Consider the following 22,240-nt stretch of genomic DNA (forward strand, 5'->3'; position numbering starts at 1 on the left):
TGGATCAGAGCGCCATCTCTGTCTCCATTGGTGTGGGAAGCGAATCTTCCAATGCAGACTCGACCCCTAGCAGCAAGGCGTTATGACGCACAATGGCGAAATGATCAGTATCCACTTCGATCGATTGCAATTTATCCTGGTCTATTTGCGAGGCAAGTGCCAGCCGATCCGACGATGTACGTTCCGCCGCCCACCAGCAAACAGGTTGCACTTGTAGAGGATTTAGGGCTTCCGCCTGCCAGGCAAGGGCTTTCAATCGACGCGTTACAATAAAAATTTGCGCCAACTGCTCTGCTCCCATATCAGCATAGCCAGGAGTCCGCGCACCTCTTGTCTGCTCGCGTTTACGCATCTGCTCGGCTGAAATCAAATGTTCCAGCACGCTAATAATCGTCTTCTCCGATTCCACGCCCCACAACGCGGCGTTCATGACGTCTCCCGTCTCGCTGCCCGGAATGACCACCGAAAGAAAATCCAGAAAATCCGCTTGCCAATCATCGTTGCCTCGCTCCGCATTACCAGGAATAAATGGATCAACCAGGCCGAGGAATGAGACTGATTGCGCATCCGCCTCAAGGAAAGCCGCTATCATGGCTGCAAGGGCACCGCCCAGGGACCAGCCTAGCAGGTGGTATGGACCTTCAGGCTGAACGCGTCGAATGCTTTGACAATAATCGGCCGCCATCCGATCGAGAGAAATGTCACGGTGTGCGGGATCAGTAAGCATACGGGAGGGTAGCCCATAAACATTCCACTTTCCCTGTAAATGCCGTGCTAATGGCTGGTAGTCAAATACTGTGCCTGATCCTCCATGGACGCAGAATAACGATCTGGTTTCTGTTTTCTTATGAGAAAGGTTCAATGTCAAGGGCATGTATGGCCCGTTTTGATTTTGCGGTTCCAACTGGAGCAATGTGGCAATGGTAGGCCGCTCCATCAGATCACGAATTTTGAAGTTGAATTTGATGCTTCCCAGACTGCTCATTCGTGACATTACTTTCAGGCACAATAACGAATCTCCTCCCAGAGCGAAAAAATTGTCCGTTTCCCCTACTCGCTCTATGCCTAGAACTTCCTGCCAGATTTCAGCCAACAACCTGCCTTCCTCAGTGGATGGAGGTACATAGGTTCCCATCTCAGTATAATCGGAGTCAGGTAAGGCCTTGCGGTCCACCTTGCCGCTCGGGTTGAGAGGCAGACTCTCCAGCACTATAATCGCGGAAGGAAGCATGTAGTCAGGCAAAGCCTTGGCCAGGGCTTCGCGCAGTCGCGCAACCTCCAATTCCGCACCCGTGTGGAAGGAAACATAGGCAATGAGCCTTGCTCCGCCTGTTGCACCTTGCCCTTCCCGCGCAACCACCACCGCTTCCCTGACTTCAGGCTGAGCCAGCAATTGCGTTTCAATCTCGCCCAGCTCGATCCGGAATCCCCGTATCTTGACCTGATGATCCAGCCGTCCCAGGTATTCGATCTGTCCATCCGCGCGCCATCTTGCCAAATCTCCTGTGCGGTAGAGACGCCCTCCTCTCTCATCGAAGGGATCAGCAATGAAACGTTCCGCTGTCAGCCCGCCGCGGTTGAGATAGCCGCGTGCCAACCCAGTGCCGCCAAGATACAGCTCTCCAGCCACCCCCTGAGGAACCGGACTGAGGTTCGCGTCAAGGATGTACGCTGTCCTGTCGCCGACAGGACTGCCGATCGGCAGGTAGGCGCACTCGAAGCGCGTTCCGGGATAAGCTTTTGAAATGAGCGGTGTGATAACGGCTTCCGTCGGCCCATATCCGTTGATGATACGGGGAGGTTGCAGCGTCTCCTGGATGAATTCGAAGCTCGCCCGACTCGTCGCTTCCCCACCTACGATATAGAAACGGATCGGCAGATTTCGACCCGCACTACCCATCAGTTCGGCAAGCTGATGCAGATAGCTCGGCATGAAACAGGCGATGGTGATGCCATGCCTTGCGATTTCGGCAGCCGTCCGGTCCACGGGCCAAAGCTCGTTATCGCGCGGCATCAGGCCCGAGCCGAAAGCCAGGGGGACCAGCGAGCGCTCGTGCGCGCCGTCGAAATTGATCGAGGCAAATTGCAGCTCCCGGTCAGCCGGGCCCATGCCATAAGCTTCGCCTATCGCCTGGACATGCATTGCGAGAGGGCCATGCGCCACGCCCACGCCTTTTGGTTTTCCGGTGGAGCCGGAGGTATAGATGACATAGGCGAGGTTTTCACCATGCAGGCAGACTTGTGGGTTCCCCTCAGGCTCATCCTCGAGATCGAGCACATCCAGTTCCAGCACCTGGCACTTGGACGGATGCGGAATGCGGGATTGAATATGGCTTTGCGTCAAGAGCAGTTCAATGGCGCTGTCCGCTACCATGTGGGCTAGCCGCTCCTGCGGATACTCGGGATCCAGCGGGACATACGCGCCGCCTGATTTCAGGACGGCAAGCAGCCCAACCACCATGTCGATGGAGCGCTCCACCGCAATGCCCACCCTGGTCTCGGGCTCAACCCCTAATCCAATCAGCCGGTGCGCCAGCCGGTTCGCCCGCCGATTCAACTCGGCATAGCTCAGTTCGGTATCGCCAAAAATCAGCGCAACTCCTTCCGGCCGCGCTTCTACCTGCCGCTCGATCAGCCTGTGTACAGGTTCTGTATCCCCATAACGCTTTTCATTGATGCCCCAGGCCTTAAACTGCGCACGCTCGCCTTCACCCAGTATGTCAATGTCGCCCAGACGCTTCGCAGAGCCAGTCAAACCATCCGCAATCTCCCCCAGCAACTTGATAACATGCGTAGCGATAGAACTTACCAAATCCGCGGAAAAATGGTTGGTAGCGTAAATATATTCCAGGTATAGAGTATCGCTTTGCATCACCGATACGGTTATCGGATAATTTGTCGCCTCCCTGCTTCTGACTTCCGAGAAGGCAAGCCCCCCGCGGGCGGATTGCTGCAAGACCTCGTCTATTGGATAGTTCTCGAACACCAGAATGGTGTCGAATAATCCCTGACCGCTTTGCCCCAGCCAGCGCTGGATTTCGTACAAGGGTGTATGCTCGTGTTCTCGGGAGGCGAGATTCTGCGCTTGCAGATCGCGCAACCAGCCACCTATCTCTTGCTCCGGCTTAAGCATAACGACCACTGGCAGCGTATTGATGAATAGCCCAAGCGTGCGCTCCGCTCCCGCCAAATCTGCAGGTCTACCAGCCACGGTAGCGCCAAAGACAACAATTTGTTTCCCGGTATACCGATTAAGCAAAATTGCCCAGACTGCTTGTATCAGGGTGTTGAGCGTAACGCGTTCGCGCCTTGCGAACTGAATTAACCTTTCGGTAAGAGCCGGCTCCAGTTCACTGATATGCTTCCCATGGCTCGAATCATCGGGAAGCACAGGTACCAAGCCGGCCAATCGGGTCGCCTCGATGCCATCCAGCCGCTCCCTCCAGTATGCTTCCGACGCCTTCGTATCGCGGCCCAGGAACCATTCGATAAAACTCCTGTAGCGGAGCCGGCTTCCGGATTCCGGTGCCGGCAGGGCGTTGCCTCCATGTTGCCGGACGACTTCCCCCATCAGTTGTGCGATGCTCCACCCATCAAGCAGCAGGTGATGGACCGTCCAGATGAGGTGATATCTATCCTCCGCCAACCGCACAAGCGTGAGGCGCATAAGCGGCGGCTTCGCAAGATCAAAACCTGAAGCGTGCTCTGATTGCGCCAGTTCATCAAGTTCACGCTCCTGGTCCTCACGTACGTATTCAGCCTGATGAGACCAGTCGTATACTCTAAACGGCAACCCGACGGACTTGGCAACCCATTGCAAGGGTTTGCCATCCTGAACGACAAAACCTGTACGTAATACTTCATGACGCTCCAATGCCGTCTGCCATGCCGACTTGAATCGTGCTACGTCCAAACCCTCGATGTCAGCTCTCAACTGGTTAAGATAAACGCCGCTGTTCATATCCAGTACGGCGTGGAACAGCATCCCCGTTTGCATCGGAGAAAGCGGATAAAGGTCTTCAAGTTGCGCCGGGGGTATCCGCAAACCGTCCAGCTCCTGCTGGGTGATGCCCGCCAGGGGAAAATCCGATGGGGTAACATTGTGGATACCGCTGGTGCAATGGGCAATCAGCGTTTCAAGCTCGGTGCGGTAGACGTTGATAAGCGCTTCGATAGTGCGCTTGTGGTAGCGCCTCTCGCTATAGCTTACCGTGAGCCATAGTTCACCCTGGTACACATGCCCGTTTATGGAAATATCGTGACTGAGGGGCGCATTTTCAGCGGTCAAATCCCCTACCGGCTCGGTCGCCAACGTCCACAGGGCACTTTCGTCAAAACTCGCATCGAGTTGCCCCAGGTAGTTGAACACGATTTCAGGTTTAGGCAGCGACGTCATGGCTTCACGCTGTTCGGGTGTTCCATGGTATTTGAGCAGCCCGTAGCCCAGTCCTTTATTCGGAATTCTCCGCAGGTTTTCCTTGATGCACTTGATTCTCTTATCCAGATCGCCGGATGGATCGAGCATCACTGGATAGAGGCTGGTAAACCAGCCGACCGTTTGCGAAAGGTCGATATCGTATAAATCTTCCCGTCCATGGCCTTCCAGGTCAATCAGAATTCTCTTGCGGCCACTCCACCGGCAGAGGGCGCTTCCCAACGCGGTGAGCAAAAGGTCATTCACCTGGGTACGATACGCTGCGGGCGCCTGCTTAAGCAAGGCCAGGGTCTGCGCGCGGCCTAGCTTAAGTATTGCACTGGACTGATGGCGAGCGGTGCTGGCGCCATAGGGATTGTCGCAAGGCAGCGTGACGGGCACCCCCGCCAACGCCCGCCAGTAAACCAACTCTTCTGCATGTTCGCACGCGTAAGCCTGCAGTCGCCGGGTCCAGTCCTCATAGCTTTCGGTTTTTTCCGGTAGAGTAATCGGATTGCTGCCGCGGGCCTGACTGTAAACACTCTGCAAATCTTCGAGCAGGACGCGCCAGGAAACGCCGTCGATCACGAGGTGATGGATGACCAACAGCAAGCGTTGACTACCATCCGCCATATGGACAAGCAAGGCACGCAGCAGCAGGCCTTCTGCGAGATTCAGGCTCCGCTGGGCCTCGTTGCATAACGCTTCCAGCTCCTTTTCAGTCCCAGCCTTCCGGACCCGCAGCAAATCACCTGGAACCGATTTCCCACAAAACTGCTGCCAGTCGCCACTCGCATTTTTCACATAGCGAAAGCGAAGCGCCTCATGATGATGTACCACGGCTTCCAATGCTTGTGCAAGATTGACAGGGTCTAAAGGCTCTCGGCTTTTCAGCAATGCGACCTGGTTCCAGTGATGTCGTGCTGGAATTTTCTGTTCAAAGAATTCAGCCTGAATAGGGAGCAGCGGTATGAAGCCATCCCTGGTTCCTTTATTCCTGTCTGCATTTATTCCTTCCTTCGATGTCACAACCGAGGCTACATTTGGGTTTGGGTTTGCGGTTGCAGTTGCCAATGATGCCTTGAGCGATGTCGTGACGCTCGCGAGCTCCGCGACGGTCTGCCGTTCGAACAGTTGGCGGGGTGTGATCTTCCAGCCGGCCCGCCGTGCTTTGGTGACAATCTGAAGGCTGAGAATGGAATCTCCCCCCAGTTCAAAGAAATTGTCGTGCCGTCCCACCCGTCCCACTCCCAGCACCTGCCCCCAGATGCCAGCCAGCACTTCCTCCACTTCTCCTTGCGGCACTTCATAATTATCCGTATTGGCGAATTCCGGCTCAGGCAGGGCCTTGCGGTCCACCTTGCCGCTCGGGTTGAGAGGCAGACTCTCCAGCACTATAATCGCGGAAGGAAGCATGTAGTCAGGCAAAGCCTTGGCCAGGGCTTCGCGCAGTCGCGCAACCTCCAATTCCGCACCCGTGTGGAAGGAAACATAGGCAATGAGCCTTGCTCCGCCTGTTGCACCTTGCCCTTCCCGCGCAACCACCACCGCTTCCCTGACTTCAGGCTGAGCCAGCAATTGCGTTTCAATCTCGCCCAGCTCGATCCGGAATCCCCGTATCTTGACCTGATGATCCAGCCGTCCCAGGTATTCGATCTGTCCATCCGCGCGCCATCTTGCCAAATCTCCTGTGCGGTAGAGACGCCCTCCTCTCTCATCGAAGGGATCAGCAATGAAACGTTCCGCTGTCAGCCCGCCGCGGTTGAGATAGCCGCGTGCCAACCCAGTGCCGCCAAGATACAGCTCTCCAGCCACCCCCTGAGGAACCGGACTGAGGTTCGCGTCAAGGATGTACGCTGTCCTGTCGCCGACAGGACTGCCGATCGGCAGGTAGGCGCACTCGAAGCGCGTTCCGGGATAAGCTTTTGAAATGAGCGGTGTGATAACGGCTTCCGTCGGCCCATATCCGTTGATGATACGGGGAGGTTGCAGCGTCTCCTGGATGAATTCGAAGCTCGCCCGACTCGTCGCTTCCCCACCTACGATATAGAAACGGATCGGCAGATTTCGACCCGCACTACCCATCAGTTCGGCAAGCTGATGCAGATAGCTCGGCATGAAACAGGCGATGGTGATGCCATGCCTTGCGATTTCGGCAGCCGTCCGGTCCACGGGCCAAAGCTCGTTATCGCGCGGCATCAGGCCCGAGCCGAAAGCCAGGGGGACCAGCGAGCGCTCGTGCGCGCCGTCGAAATTGATCGAGGCAAATTGCAGCTCCCGGTCAGCCGGGCCCATGCCATAAGCTTCGCCTATCGCCTGGACATGCATTGCGAGAGGGCCATGCGCCACGCCCACGCCTTTTGGTTTTCCGGTGGAGCCGGAGGTATAGATGACATAGGCGAGGTTTTCACCATGCAGGCAGACTTGTGGGTTCCCCTCAGGCTCATCCTCGAGATCGAGCACATCCAGTTCCAGCACCTGGCACTTGGACGGATGCGGAATGCGGGATTGAATATGGCTTTGCGTCAAGAGCAGTTCAATGGCGCTGTCCGCTACCATGTGGGCTAGCCGCTCCTGCGGATACTCGGGATCCAGCGGGACATACGCGCCGCCTGATTTCAGGACGGCAAGCAGCCCAACCACCATGTCGATGGAGCGCTCCACCGCAATGCCCACCCTGGTCTCGGGCTCAACCCCTAATCCAATCAGCCGGTGCGCCAGCCGGTTCGCCCGCCGATTCAACTCGGCATAGCTCAGTTCGGTATCGCCAAAAATCAGCGCAACTCCTTCCGGCCGCGCTTCTACCTGCCGCTCGATCAGCCTGTGTACAGGTTCTGTATCCCCATAACGCTTTTCATTGATGCCCCAGGCCTTAAACTGCGCACGCTCGCCTTCACCCAGTATGTCAATGTCGCCAAGGCTCTGTTCAGGGTGCTCGGCCAGTTGCTGCAGAAGATGAAGGTAATGCCCGCCCAGCCGCTCGATGGTGGCAGACTCAAACAGCTCAGACGCATAGGTGAAGGTCGCCTCTAACCTTCCGTCCGGCTGCTCAGCAGTGTCCAGGGTCAATTCGAACTGGGCCGCCTGCTCACTCAGTTCATGATTTTCCACCGTAAGTCCGGGCAATTGCTCAAGCGCCCGGTAGTCTTCGCGCAAGTGGTTGTACATTACCTGGAACAGCGGATTCTGATTCAGGTTGCGTTCAGGCTGCAGTGCTTCAACCAGTTGTTCGAACGGCAGGTCCTGATGGGTCTGGGCGCCAAGCGCGGCTTCACGGGCCTGATCGAGAATGGCCCTGAGCGGCATGCGCCCGTCAATATGGTTGCGCAATACCTGCGTGTTTACGAAGAAACCAACTATGTTTTCTATTTCAACCCGGTGGCGGTTGGCAATCGGCACGCCCACACGGATATCCTGCTGCCCGGTATAGCGGTGCAGCAAGGCCTGGAAACCCGCCAGCAATACCATGAAGAGAGTTGCCCCCTGGCTTTGGGCCTGGCGCTGCAAGCGTGTAACCAGACCGGCCGGTAGCGTAAACGTATGGCGTGCAGCCCGGTAGTTGGCGTTGGATGGCCGCGGGTAATCGGTGGGAATCTGTAGTACCGGATGTTCTTCCCCTAACTGGCTGCGCCAATAGGCAAGCTGGCGCTCTTTTTCTCCCGCTTCCAGCCAGTTGCGTTGCCATATCGCATAATCGGCGTACTGGATCGGCAGCGCCGGTAAAGAAGGTTCTCGTCCGTTAATTCGTGCTCTGTACTGGACGGCAAATTCGTCAATGACGATGCGATTGGACCAGGCATCCGATATGATGTGGTGCATCACCACCACAAGAAGGTGTTCTTCCGGTGCTATCCGGATAAGGGCTAGCCTGAGCAGCGGACCGTGTGTCAGGTCAAATGGGGTGGCGCTTATCCGGCTGGCTTGTTCGTGCGCCCGTGCCGCGCCTTGCTCCCTCGGCAGACTGGAGAAGTCAATCAGCGGAATATCGAGCTTGGGTTCGTCTTCAATGATCTGCTCGGGCAGCCCTTCCGCATTGGCACAGAATACCGTGCGTAGCGATTCATGCCGCCTTCTCAATGCCTCAAAACTCGAACGCAACGCGTCAATATCCAGCTTCCCCACCAGCCGCAATCCACCGCTCAGGTGATAAGCCGTACCCAAGGGCTCCAACTGCCATAAAAACCAGTGACGCTGCTGCGCATAGGAGAGAACCCGCCGGTTTCCCGCTTTTTGCGGGACAATGGGAAGAAGAGAAAAATCGAATCCCCGTTTTTTCAGCGCGCTCAGGAATTCTTTCTGCTTCTCCGGAGCAAGGGCCGCAAACCGCTCGGCAATATCCTGCTTGTTCAATTCCATTCAGCTCTCCAGTAAATCGAGTAATTCCGACATCCCCAGCAGCTCAGCATGTTCGGCAGATTCATCCGATATTAAAGAACGTTTCTCCCCTACGGCCGCGGCAATATCTTTCAGCACGGGATTTTCGAAATGCAGGCGCAAAGGCAGTGAAACGGATAATGCCTGTTGCACCTTCTGTTGAACTTGCAGGATCGCAAGCGAGTGGCCGCCCAGTTCGAAGAAATTATCATTTCGCCCGACTTGCACAGTGCCAAGCACTTCAGCCCAGATGCCAGCCAGCGCTTCTTCCATTTCATCCTGGGGCGCCTCATAACTGTCGAAATTGCCGATATTGGCAAATTCAGGTTCCGGCAGCGCCTTGCGGTCGACCTTGCCGTTGGGATTGAGCGGCAGGCTTTCCAGCACCACGATCGCCGAAGGAATCATGTAATCGGGTAGCGCCTTGCATATGGCACCACGCAAGGCGACAGCGTCCGCCCCAGTACCGGCATGCAGGGATACGTAGGCCACAAGCCTTGCACCCCCTGTGCCCCCTGTTCCATTGAGCCATTCCCCGGCAATGACAACAGCTTCTCTCACCTCGGGCCGCGCGAGCAGCTGGGCTTCGATTTCGCCCAGCTCTATGCGAAAGCCCCGCACCTTGACCTGGTGATCCAGACGCCCCAGATACTCGATCTGCCCATCTGCGCGCCATCTCGCAAGGTCTCCGGTACGGTACAGCCGCCCTCCCCGCTCATCAAAGGGATCGGCTATGAAACGCTCCGCGGTCATACCTCCTTTATTGAGATAACCCCGCGCCAACAGATCTCCTCCGATGCATAGCTCGCCTGGAATTCCAGGTGCGACAGGAGCGAGATTTGCATCAAGCAGATGGATACGGCGTGCTGCGAGTGGCCTTCCGATAGACACTTGTGCAGGTATCGCGCCCTCATCCACTTGGTAATCGCTGCAATCCGATACGGTAGCTGTCACGATTGCTTCGGTCGGTCCATAGGTATTCAACAGGGTAACAGCGCCAAGTCCCGCCCGATGCCAGGCTTTGATACCTTCTGGCGACATGGCTTCCCCGCCCGCGTGAACCTGCCGCAGCAAGCCATAGTTCCGCGATCCATACCTTGCGAAATCCTGCACCAGCAGAAACCAGTACGCCGTAGTCAGATCGGCCACGGTTATCCGTTTATCGATCAGCTCACGGTAGAAGGTTTCGCTATCCCATAACATGGGACCTCGCAAGACGATGGCCGCGCCCATGGACAAGGGCGGAAAAAGCTGCTCGATAAAACCGTCAAAGTTGATGGTGGAAAACTGCAGCATTCGATCCATTGGAGTCAGGCCAAAGAAGTCGACCGCTATCTGGGCATGTTCGGCCAGGGCATGATGAGGCACGCCCACGCCTTTTGGATTTCCGGTAGAGCCGGAGGTATAGATGACATAGGCGAGATTATCCCCATGCAGGCGTACCGCAGGGTTATAGTCCGGCTCGCCGCCCAGCTCCAGCGTATCCAGCTCCAACACAGTGCATCCCCCGGAATGCGGTATCCGCGCCCGAAGATGGCTTTGTGTCAGCAGCAGTCCAATGACGCTGTCCGACACCATGTAATTCAGGCGCTCCTGCGGATACTCGGGATCCAGCGGCACATAAGCGCCACCGGCCTTCAGTATCGCCAGCAGGCCCACGATCATGTCGATGGAGCGTTCCACCGCCATGCCCACCCCGGTCTCCGCCTCAACGCCAAGCGCAATCAACCGGTGCGCCAGCCGGTTTGAGCGCTGGTTCAACTCGGCATAGCTCAGTTCGGCATCCCCAAAGATCAGTGCGGTCGCTTCGGGGTGCGCTTCCACCTGACGCTCGATCAGCCTGTGTACAGGCTCGGCATCGGCGTAGCGCTTCTCGTTGATGCCCCACACCCTGAGCTGTGAGTGCTCGGCCTCATTAAGAATGTCAATGTCGCCCAGGCTGCGTTCGGGATGCTCGGCCAGTTGCCGAAGGAGATGAAGATAATGCTCGCCCAGTCGTCTGATGGTGCCCGGCTCGAACAACTCGGGGGCATAGGTCAAGGTCGCCTCAAGCTGGCCGTCCGGCTGCTCGACAGTGTCCAGGGTTAATTCGAACTGGGCCGTCTGCTCACCCAGTTCATGGTTCTCCACCATGAGTCCGGGTAACTGCTCCAGCGCGCGGTAGTCCTCGCGCAGGTGGTTGTACATGACCTGAAACAGCGGGTTCTGATTCAGGTTGCGTTCAGGCTGCAGCGCTTCGACCAGTTGCTCGAATGGTAGGTCCTGATGGGTCTGGGCGCCAAGCGCCGCTTCGCGGGTCTGATCGAGAATGGCCCTGAGCGGCATGTGCCCCTCGATACGGTTGCGCAGCACCTGGGTATTTATGAAGAAGCCGACGATATTTTCTATTTCAACCCGATGGCGGTTCGTTATCGGTACGCCGACGCGAATATCCTCTTGTCCGGTATAGCGTTGCAGCAGAGCCTGGAAGCCCGCCAGCAATGCCATGAAGAGGGTCGCACCCTGGCTCTGGGCTTGGCGCTGCAGGCGAACAACCAGCGAGACTGGTAACACAAAAGCATGGCGTGCGGCGCGATAATCCGCTTTGGATGGCCGGGGATAATCGGTGGGAAGCTGCAATACCGGGTGTTCTTGTCCCAATTGATTGCGCCAGTAGGCCAGTTGCCTCTCTTTTTCTCCCGCTTCCAGCCAGTTGCGCTGCCATATCGCATAATCGGCATACTGAATTGGAAGGGGGGTAAGAGAAGGTTCCTGCCCCTGTCTTCCCTGCCCTGCTTTTGCGCGGTATCCGGCGGCAAACTCGTCAATGACGATGCGATTGGACCAGGCGTCCGATATGATGTGATGCATTACCACGACGAGCAGGTGCTCTTCCGGCGCAACCCGGATGAGTACGACCCGCAGCAGCGGACCTTGTGTGAGATCAAACGGCGTGGCGCTTATCCGGCTGGCTTCCGCATGCGCGCGCGCCGTCCGTTGCCCAGCAGGCACATCGGAGAGGTCAATTACCGGAATATCCAGCTTACCTGCCGCCGCAATGATCTGCTCGGGCAGCCCTTCCGCATTGGCCCGGAAACTTGTGCGCAGCGATTCGTGCCGCGCGACCAGCGCCTGAAAGCTCGAACGCAGGGCTTCCATATCCAGCTTACCGGCCAAACGCAATCCGCCGCTCAGGTGATACGCCGTGCTCAACGGCTCCAGCTGCCATAAAAACCAGTGACGCTGCTGCGCGTAAGAGAGCGGCGCCGGTCCCGAGGATTCCCTGCGAGAAATGGTTAGTTCCTGCCGGACCGAAGAACTGCCAACTGCCAGGCGCTGTGCCAGCCTGTCCCGCTGCTCGGGAGTCAGGCGCGAACGCCTTTGCGCGAGATCGCTGCTATTCAACATAGCAGCGATCCTGGACGAGCATGTAAGTATGATGGATACGGCAAACCGACAGGATCACGGATACGAAACAAACGGGTGAAATCATGAGCATTCGATCTCATCCAGCAATTTTGTCTCGACCAATGCCGCGAGACCCGTAACAGTGGGCGATCTGAAGAAGTCCGCGGGACGCAAGTCAACGGCAAAAGCGGACCGAACCCTGGAAAGAAGCTGAATACCCAGCAAGGAATCGCCGCCCAACTCGAACAGGTTATCATTAATGCCGACAGCATCCATTCCCAGCAGGCTCTGCCAGATCTCCGCGATGCGCTTCTCCAGCTCGCTGTCCGGCGATATGAAAATTGTCTGCAATGCCGGCCTTGGGTATCTCCCCTGCTCCTCCTGTTCCTTGTACTTGCGCGCGGTAGCAAATGCCAAAGGCTGAGCGACGAGATCCTCCTGAGTCTGGCTGAGTCGGGCACCCAAATCCAAGGTCGAAACGATTACTTGAGGTCGCATCAACCCGCTCACGATGCGCTCGAACGCCCCGACCCCTTCGTTCGGTGCAATTCCTACGCCTTCCGGCATGGCCATATTTGCCGCCATGCCGACATCTCGCCAGCTATCCCAGTTAACCGAAACCACGGGAAACGCCGATTCGCGATGGGCAACGCGAGCAACCGCATCAAGGTAGGCGTTGCCAGCACAATAATCCACTTTGCTGAGGCCCCCGGCGATGGCTGCCAGCGATGAGCATAAAAGCATGAAATCCAGGGGCTCGTCCTTGAACACGGTATGCAATGCGCGCGTTCCCTGTATCTTGGGCGCAAATACTTTTTCGACCATCTCCCTTGTTTTTGCCGAAATCAACCCGCTACCGACTTCGCCAGCTGTGTGAATCACACCGTGAATGGCGCCGAAGCGCCGATGCGCCTGGACAACGGCAGCCTCCAATTCCGCCTGAATTGCGACATCCGCTTGCAATACCAGCACTTCTGCGCCCAAGGCCTCCAGGTGCATGATCTTCTCGATCTTGAGACGGGTGGAATCCGCTTTTTCAGCAGTTGACAGCACTTTCGGCCAATGTTCGCGCGATGGAATGGGAGACCGGCCCAACAGCGCCAGTTTCGCTCTCCGGGTCCGGGCCAGGTGTTCGGCCAGTGTCAATCCAATGCCGCCCAGTCCGCCGGTAATGAAATAAACCCCCGCCTGCCTGAGAAAGGTCTCACTGTGTGGAGGGCATTGCATGGGCTCAAAGGTCTGAATCCAGCGATGCGGCCCCCGATAAGCCACCACCGACGCAACTGTATCTGCCTGCGATTCTCCAAGAATCTGCTTGACCAGCCGAATATTTGCAAGGCTGTCAGCGATCTGCAGTTCGACGTCGACAATGCGGCATACAAGATAAGAGTATTCTTGTGGGATAACTTTGCACGGACCGAGCAGCAGCGCTTTATCCGGACGCAGCTGTTCGTTGCCTGTGACATCTTCCAACTGATTGGTGATAACCGTGATTTCCACCGATGTACCTGGGCGAATAAGCGCTTTGGCACTTTCCAGCGCCTGGGCGAGATAAAACAGACTGAAGAAATTTTTTGCCTGGCTCTCGGCGTGAGAGGGCGCATCGTTATCTGTAGTCACGCTCCAAAGATGAAAGATATGGCCAATGTTTCTGCCATCATCCCGCATGCCGCGCAGCAGAAGGTCATAATCATGGCGCTCCCCGGCGCGCACGGTATAGTGGTTCTTGTCCAGACGCCGGAACACAGAACCAGCGGAAACCACGATAGGCTCGATCTCTTGCGTCAGCAAATGCTCGATCAGCGCTGAGCCGAGGTACTCATCCCCGAAGATGATGATGGAGCCGGCTTGTCCGGGAAAAATACCGTCGAGTGGGACACCATCAGCACGTCGCCATGAAGGCGCATAAAACCAGTCATCCAGCAAGCGGATGGCCGATCCGTATCCCTCCTGCAGAGGCAACGCGGCGTTGTTTCCCGTTTCGGCATTGTTTTCCCTTTTTTTGAGAGCTTCAATGCTTGTACCTGTCGACCCTCGTTTAACCCAGAAGGACTGACGCTCAAACGGGTAGGTCGGTAGCGAAACACGGTGACGGCGTTCATCCGCGTAGAAATTTTGCCAGTCAATGGCAAGACCGCTCAACCAGAGCTTGCCCAGGGTGAGATAAAAGTGTTTCTGAGCCAGATACGCCTTGCCCGGATGAGGTAAGGACGACAGAATCAATTGTTCGGATTTTGCGTCTGGATGCCGTTGGGCAAGGGTTGTCAGGGTTTCACCGGGCCCGACTTCCAGCAGAATTCGCGCCGGATTGCTCAGCAACTCGCTCAGGCCGTCGCTAAAACGTACCGTCCCGCGCAAATGGCGTCCCCAGTAATTCGGATCGGTCGCTTCCTGCGGCGTAATCCAGTCGCCGCTGAGGTTGGAAAGAAATGGAATTTTCGGCGAACGCCGTTCGGTCCCGGCAACCATATCGACAAAAGCCGGCAGCATGGGCTCTATCATCGCTGAGTGGAAGGCGTGGGAAACATGCAGCCGCCGGGTTACGACGCCTTTATTTCCGAGATCGGCTTCCACAGCCTGGATTGCTGTGGCCGGGCCGGACAGGACACAAAGCGCTGGCCCGTTGATGGCTGCCAGATCGCAATTTCCATTCAGGTAAGGCTCGACTTCCGCTTCCGGCGCCATGACGGCAAGCATGGCGCCGGTCTCCATGCCTTGCAGCAGCCGTGCCCGCATGGTTACCAGGCGCAGTGCGTCTTCCAGCGAGAAAACGTCAGCCAGACAAGCGGCGACGTATTCTCCGACGCTGTGGCCTATCATTGCGGCAGGCATGACACCCCATGACATCCACAGTCGTGCCAATGCATATTCCACGATGAACAGGGCCGGCTGCGTGACTTCGGTCTGTGCAAGCCGCGCGGACGCTGCATCCTTTCCTGCTCCATCTTGAGCTTCGTCCGGACCGGGATACAAAAGCGTCAACAGATCGAAACCGACATACGGCTTCAACAAATCGAGACAACGGTCGAATTCCCGACGGAAAACCGGCTCTTCCTGGTAAAGATCCCTGGCCATATCGACGTATTGGGCGCCCTGACCCGGGAAAAGAAACGCAACCGGACGGTTTTCGAACGTTACCTGCCCGGTGAAAAAACGGTCCGGATACCGGTATTCCAAAAGGCTGACAGCGTCGCTACCGTCATGGCAAAGTGCGATAGCCCGGTGGGCAAAACCTTTTCTCCCGGTCTGAAGCGTGTAGGCCACATCCGCCAGCGGTAACTCGGGATGCGCTTTCAGCTTATCGTGCAACCGTGCGGCCATTGCCTCCAACGCATTACCGCTGCGCGCCGAAAGCGTGAGCAATTGCCAGTTCCTGGATGCGCCGAATGGCTCCGTGGGTGGGGATTCTTCAAGAACCACGTGAACGTTGGTGCCCCCAATACCAAATGAGCTGACGCCGGCACGGCGCGGCGTGGAACCGATCGGCCAGGCGGTGGTGGTGGTATTCACATAAAAAGGACTGGAGGAAAAATCGATCTGCGGGTTAGGCTGCCCAAAATTAAGGCTGGGCGGAAGAGTCCGGTGCTCCAGCGCTAGCGCGGTCTTGATCAGGCCCGCGACGCCGGCCGCGGCATCGAGGTGTCCCACATTGGTCTTGACCGAACCTATGCCGCAAAACCCGCGCCGCTCTGTACTTTCACGAAACGCCTGGGTCAATGCTGCAACTTCGATAGGATCGCCCAAGGTTGTCCCGGTACCGTGTGCCTCGATATAACTGATCGTATCGGCGGATACGTCAGCGATGCTCTGGGCGGCAAGAATCACTTCCGCCTGTCCTTCGACGCTGGGAGCGGTGTAACCGACCTTAGCCGAACCATCGTTATTCACGGCCGAACCTTTGATTACTGCATGAATGGCGTCTCCATCGGCCAATGCATCCGCCAGTCGTTTGAGTACCACGATGCCGACACCGCTGCCGATTACGGTACCCGCAGCCTTGGCGTCGAAGGCACGGCAATGACCGTCGGGCGAGAGGATCGCGCCGGGTTGGTAACGGTAGCCGCCCTCATGCAACAGGTTGACCCAGACGCCTCCGGCAATGGCCATGTCCGCCTCGTGATTGAGCAGCCCCCTGCAGGCCACATGCACAGCTGCAAGCGAGGTGGAGCAGGCAGTTTGTACGGTGATTCCCGGCCCACGCAGATTGAGCTTGTAAGAGACGGTCGTCGTCATGGAATCCTTGTTGTTGCCGTTCATCAATCCCTGCAGAGAGGAAATATCCTCCATGTCCGAGAAACGCCCGCTGGAAAACAGATTCAGCAACAGATAAGTATTGACGCCGCAACCCGCATATACGCCGATTGGGTCTTTGCAAGTGGAAGCGTCGTAACCCGCATCTTCCAGGGCCTGCCACGCCACTTCCAGGAACAATCGATGCTGCGGGTCCGTCTCCGCCGCCTCGCGCGGCGTAAAGCCAAAGAACGAAGCATCGAACAAATCCACCCCTTCCAGTTGGGCGCCGGCTTTGACATAAAGCGGATCATCGAATGTCTTGGGCGAAATACCGCGCGCCAGCAATTCCTGATCGGTAAAGAAAGTGATCGACTCTACGCCGTCACGTAGATTGCGCCAGAAAGTCTCCACATCATCTGCGCCCGGAAAGCGGCCCGCCATCCCGATGATGGCGATATCGATCTCTGCTCTCCCCGGCAGCTCTTCTGCATGATTCATCAATTGTTCCTCCCTGCGCGCTGCTTCCGTTGAATAAAAGTGCCCCGTTGCCGCTGTGCCCGCTTCTGGTGGCGTTGCAACGACAAGTGCTCTGTCCGTTCCTGACCGAGGAATTTCGCGAGGCTGGCAACTGTGGTGTATTTGAAAAGATCAATAATGGCAATGCGGGTGTTCAGGCGCTTTTCCAGCCTGCACTGGACCTTGATCAGCAGCAGCGAATGGCCGCCCAGATCGAAAAAATTGTTATGCAATCCGACACGGGGAGCCTCCAGGATTTCCGCCCAGATTTCCGAAATCATGGTTTCCATTCCGCTTGCCGGAGCTTCATAATCCTGCTCGCTCAGTTGCTCAGGCAAGGGCAGCGCCTTACGGTCGATCTTGCCATTCGGCGTGACTGGAAGCGCCTCAAGGAAAACAAATGAAGTGGGAAGCATGTAGTCGGGAAGCACAGCGCCGAGGGCTGTCCTCAACATGGATGCATTCAACAGGATCCCGGTGTGGGCCGCCACGTAGGCCGCCAGACGCACGCCATTGCGGCTTTCGTGCGTCAGGACTATCGCATCGCGCACCCCGGTCTGAGCCAGCAGCTGCGCCTCGATCTCACCGAGTTCGACGCGGAAACCTCGAACCTTGATCTGCTGGTCGAGCCGGCCAATGTATTCCAGTTGCCCGTCGCTCCGCCAGCGCACCCGATCTCCCGTCCGATAGAGGCGGCCGCCGCTCTGGCTGAAGGGATCGGCAATGAACCGGTCTGCCGTCAGTGCCGGCCGATTGAGATAGCCGCGTGCCAACCCCAGGCCTCCTACATGAAGCTCGCCCGGCGTGCCCGGCGGCACGAGATTGAGTTCCGAATCGAGGACATAGAGGCTCCTTTCGCCAACTGGACCTCCAATAGGCGCATAATCCCCATCCATGGAAGCCGAAGCATTGTCGGCCTCGATCCTGCCTATCCATGCCGCCGGTGTGATTATCGTTTCGGTCGGGCCATAGGCGTTGACGAGCCGAACGTTCGGAAACGCCGCCCAGGTAGCTGCAAGGTCTGCGGCAAACCACGCTTCGCCCCCTGCTATGCATGTACGAACCGAAGATTCGCCGCTGCGTATCAGTGGCAAAAGCAGACGCAGATAAGCCGGGGGCAAGTGCAGCGTCGTTATCTGATGCGCCGCGATCAGGCCGGCGAAGCTATCGCTTGCCAGGCCACGCACGGAGGGCAGCACAATCGCCGCGCCTTCGCATAACGGGGTCATCCACTGCTCGGCGGCAGCATCAAAGTTCATCGAGAAAAACATCAACTCCCGATCCCCTGGCCGCACATCGTAGATTTTCCTGATGGCGGTCAAATGCATCGCGAGAGGGCCATGGGTTACCGCTACACCCTTGGGCCTGCCGGTCGATCCCGACGTGTAGATAACATAGGCAAGGTTATCGCCGTGCAAGACTGTGTGAGGATTGGTATCGACCCCCGTGGTCAAATCAAGGGCGTCGAATTCCAGCACTTCCAAACCCGGCGAAAGCGGGATATGGGCCTTGATATGGGTCTGCGTCAGCAGCAGGCCGACGCCGCTGTCTTCCAGCATGTAGCTCAGGCGCTCACTCGGGTAGTCCGGATCCAGCGGGACATATCCGCCCCCCGCCTTGAGGATAGCCAGGAGACCGATGATCATTTCGAGAGAGCGTTCGACCGCAATGCCGACCTTTACTTCCGGCTTTACACCCAGCGTAATGAGCCGATGCGCCAATCGGTTGGATCGGTTATTCAATTCCGCGTAGGTTAGTTCGGTATCACCGAAGAACACCGCAGTAGCCTCAGGACATTTTTCCGCCTGGCGCTCTATCAAGAGGTGTATGAACTCCGCCGCTGAAAATCCGGGCTCAATTTCTCCCCAGGCTTTGAGTTGCAACCTGTCACTCTCATTCAGCAGGCGGATATCGCTAATTGCCCTCCCAGGCTGCTCGGCAAGGTTACGCAGCACATCAATGTAGTGACGGCCCAGACGTTCAATGGTAGGGGAATCGAACAATTCGGACGCATGGATGAAACTGGCGCGCACGCTGCCATCCGGGGATTCGATTGTTTCAAGCGTCAGCTCGAACTGGGCGGCCTGCTCCTGCAATGGGTAGTCTGCCAGGGTAAGGGAGGGAAGTTGCTGAAGCGCCCGATAATCCCTGAGCAGATGATTGATCGTTACCTGAAACAGCGGGCTATGGCTTAAACTTCGCTCAGGCTGCAATGCTTCAACCAGTTGCTCGAACGGCAGGTCCTGATGGGCCTGTGCATCGATGGCGGCTTCCCGCACCTGATCCAGGAGGCTTGCAAGTGGCATCCGGCCGTGTATCTGGCCCCGCAAAACCTGGGTGTTCACAAAAAAACCGATCAGGCCTGCGGTCTCGATCCGATTGCGATTGGCTATCGGCACGCCCACACGAATGTCCTTCTGCCCGGTATGACGGTACAGCAAAGCCTGAAAGCCAGCCAGCAATGCCATGAAGAGCGTTGCTCCCCGGTCCTGGGCCAAGCGGCGCAATCCGTTCAATACATCGGGCGGCAAGTCGAACACATACCGTGCCGCCTGATAATTTGCGATCGGCTGCCGCGGATGATCGGCAGGCAGGGTCAGTATCGTGTCTTCATTGCCCAGGTAGTCGCGCCAGTAGGCTAACTGTCTATCTTTCTCTCCAGCCTCCAACCATTTTCGGTGCCATAGCGCATAGTCCGCATAGCGGATGGGCAGTTGATCGAGGCACACGGTTTCGCCTTGCACATGAGCGAGGTAACACGCCGCAAGCTCATCGATCAGGATCTGCATCGACGCCCCATCCGAGATGATGTGATGCATGACCATCACCAGGATATTCTCGTTCTCTATGATCTTTATCAGCGCCACTCGCAGCAGCGGACCTTGGGTAAGATCGAAAGGGGCTGAAACAATGCGTTGCGCTTCTTCCGCCGCCCGCGCTTCCCGCTCTGGCGCAACGGTTTCGCCTAGATCGACGTGTGCAATCTCAAACGGCAGCACTGGCTGGATGGTCTGCTCAACCGAACCATCCGCTCCAACGCGAAAAATCGTGCGCAGCGACTCGTGCCGCCCGGTCAGATCGTTGAAGGCCGCCCGCAAGGCCGGCTCATTCAGCGATCCGGATAACCGCAATGCGTGTTTAATGTGATAGGCGGTGCTTGACGGATCCAGTTGCCAGAGAAACCACTGACGCTGCTGAGCGAAAGACAAAGGCATTGAATTGGCCCTGTGTCCGGTCGGCAAAATACTGACGCTTGCCTTGCGCCCGGAAACTCCCGCAGAGAGACGACGCCTTATTTCTATCGCGCAATCACGTAATCTCGGATTCTCGAACAGGCTGCGCACAGGGAAATCGATCTCCCACTGATCCGCGGTGCGCACGGCAGCCTGCACCGCGGACAGCGAGTTGCCGCCAGTGGCAAAAAAATGATGCTCAGGCCCCAGCCCTGTGAGATTCAGCACAGTCTCCCAGATAGCCGCCAGGCTGATCTCGGTTTTATCCGTTAATGTCTGCGCCGGCTTATCGCCGCCCCCAAGCACGTAGCCGCCGTACTCGTAAATCGCATAGGCATCGAGTGTGCGCTCGCGCCACCCCTCGCGGCACGCGGCGCGCTGCAGTTTTCCGCTGGAGGTTTTGGGCAGGGCGCCTGGGTTCAATAACACAATCACCGACAGAGGCTCATGACAGCTTGCACTGACCGCTTCGCCCAACGCTCTCACCAGCGTTTCCACAGGAACCAGCTTCTGCATCCCCCGGGATATCTCAACCGCAATGCCTATCCCCTCCGCGACGGCCTCCCCTGCCCGCGTTTCTACCGAGAACGCGGCTACCCGGCCCTTCCGCGCCGCCTCGACCTCCTCTTCGACCACCTGTTCAAGATCCTGCGGATAAATATTCTGCCCGCGTATGATGATAAGATCCTTGTGCCGTCCTGCAATATACAATTGCCCGGTATGGATGAAGCCCAGATCTCCGGTGCGCAGCCAGCGTCCACCATCGTGGTTGACAAAAGCTTCCGCTGTTTCCAGAGGTCGCCGCCAGTAGCCGCAGGCAAGGCTTGGACCGTCCGTCCAGATTTCGCCAATATTGCCATCCGCCAGCTGAACCGACGTTTCCGGATCGACGATTCTTACCGTATGACCGGATGCCGGGGCGCCGCAGGCCACCAGGGACGTTCCCTGCTCCGCTACCTCGGCTCTGCCTTGCGCCAGCATCCCGGCTGAAAAAAGGTGCATTTCCACGCCGTCGCCGCGCGTGCCGCCAGTGACAAAAAGGGTCGCTTCAGCCAAGCCATAACAGGGATAAACGGTGCCTGCTGAGAACCCCACCGGCCCGAACCGTTCAATGAACGCGCGCATCGTATCGTTCCTTACCGGCTCTGCCCCGGAAAAGGCAACCCGCCAGCTCGAAAGATCAAGCGCCTGCAATTGCGTATTGCTGACTCGATCCACGCATAACTGAAAAGCAAAATTGGGAGCGCCGCTGACGGTAGCCCGATGACGGGAAATCGCCTCCAGCCAGCGTACCGGCCGCTCAATAAAAAACTGGGGCGCCATCAGCACGCCTGGAATGCCGCGATGAATGGGCTGTAATAAACCGCCAATCAAACCCATATCGTGGTAAAGAGGCAGCCAGCTGACAAATATGTCGTCGGCGCTGATCGACATGCCCTCTTCAAATGCTCTGGCATTTACCATCAGGTTGCCATGGCTGACCATCACCCCTTTTGGAGTGGACGTGGATCCTGAGGTATATTGCAGGAACGCGATATCCTCATCCCTCGGGATATAGGTGCGCCATGCCGATGCTTCATCCGGGCTCACTGCATCTACCGCAAGCACGTCAGCTTGAGTAAATGGCGTTACGGCCGCGCCACGTATCAATGGCTCGATTTCTCTTGTGGTGAGGATGCAACGTGCTTCGGCATCGGAAGCGATGGCAAGCAGCCGCGCCAAATGCCGCTCCCGCACTGACTCAGGCGGAAAAACAGGCACAGCAATCAGGCCTGCGTAAAGACAGGCAAAGAAGGCAACGACGTAATGCTCGTCGTTGTCGAGCAGTAACAGCGCCCGCTCCCCGATTTCGAAACGTTCCTGCAGGGTAGCAGCCAGCGCGCGGACATGCTGATCCAGGGTTTCATAATCGATCCTTTTATCGACCGCTGTATCATCCTGACGCACCACGATCAGCGCGGTATCGCTGGAACGCCCTGACGCGAGAGTCATCAGATGGGCGACCATATTTGTCGGATAACTACGGCGATAAATCAATCTTGCATTCATGTAAATCCTTGGATTACTTTATAGAATTTAAGAT

At 57.1% G+C, this 22,240-nt stretch carries 4 protein-coding genes; all 4 read right to left on the reverse strand.

The window, feature by feature from the left end; translation table 11 throughout:
- Window positions 1-4: 4 nt before the first annotated feature.
- The 4 genes from CRO05_RS11870 to CRO05_RS11885 all read right to left on the reverse strand — a co-directional run bounded on the left by CRO05_RS11870 (window position 5) and on the right by CRO05_RS11885 (window position 22,206).
- A complete protein-coding gene (locus CRO05_RS11870; protein WP_097067366.1) occupies window positions 5-8,770 on the reverse strand; it encodes a non-ribosomal peptide synthetase in 8,766 nt (2,921 codons plus the stop codon).
- Window positions 8,771-12,175, reverse strand: a complete 3,405-nt coding sequence (locus CRO05_RS11875; RefSeq protein ID WP_097067367.1) for a non-ribosomal peptide synthetase — start codon at window positions 12,173-12,175, stop codon at window positions 8,771-8,773.
- An 81-nt stretch (window positions 12,176-12,256) separates the two neighbouring features.
- Entirely contained in the window at window positions 12,257-16,906 is a 4,650-nt protein-coding gene (locus CRO05_RS11880) for a type I polyketide synthase (protein ID WP_097067368.1), read from the reverse strand.
- Window positions 16,906-22,206 carry a non-ribosomal peptide synthetase gene (locus CRO05_RS11885; protein WP_097067369.1) on the reverse strand — a complete coding sequence of 1,767 codons (5,301 nt, stop codon included), beginning with the start codon at window positions 22,204-22,206 and terminating at the stop codon, window positions 16,906-16,908. Before CRO05_RS11885 ends, CRO05_RS11880 begins: the two co-directional genes overlap by 1 nt.
- Window positions 22,207-22,240 lie beyond the last annotated feature (34 nt).

The organism is Nitrosovibrio sp. Nv4 (assembly GCF_900215485.1).
Taxonomy (GTDB): Bacteria; Pseudomonadota; Gammaproteobacteria; order Burkholderiales; family Nitrosomonadaceae; genus Nitrosospira.

What these genes read in the sequence shown, in the direction of transcription:
- CRO05_RS11870 (WP_097067366.1), bottom strand. Translation starts at nt 8,770, where the DNA reads ATGGAATTGAACAAGCAGGATATTGCCGAGCGGTTTGCGGCCCTTGCT.
- CRO05_RS11875 (WP_097067367.1), bottom strand. Translation starts at nt 12,175, where the DNA reads ATGTTGAATAGCAGCGATCTCGCGCAAAGGCGTTCGCGCCTGACTCCC.
- CRO05_RS11880 (WP_097067368.1), bottom strand. Translation starts at nt 16,906, where the DNA reads ATGAATCATGCAGAAGAGCTGCCGGGGAGAGCAGAGATCGATATCGCC.
- CRO05_RS11885 (WP_097067369.1), bottom strand. Translation starts at nt 22,206, where the DNA reads ATGAATGCAAGATTGATTTATCGCCGTAGTTATCCGACAAATATGGTC.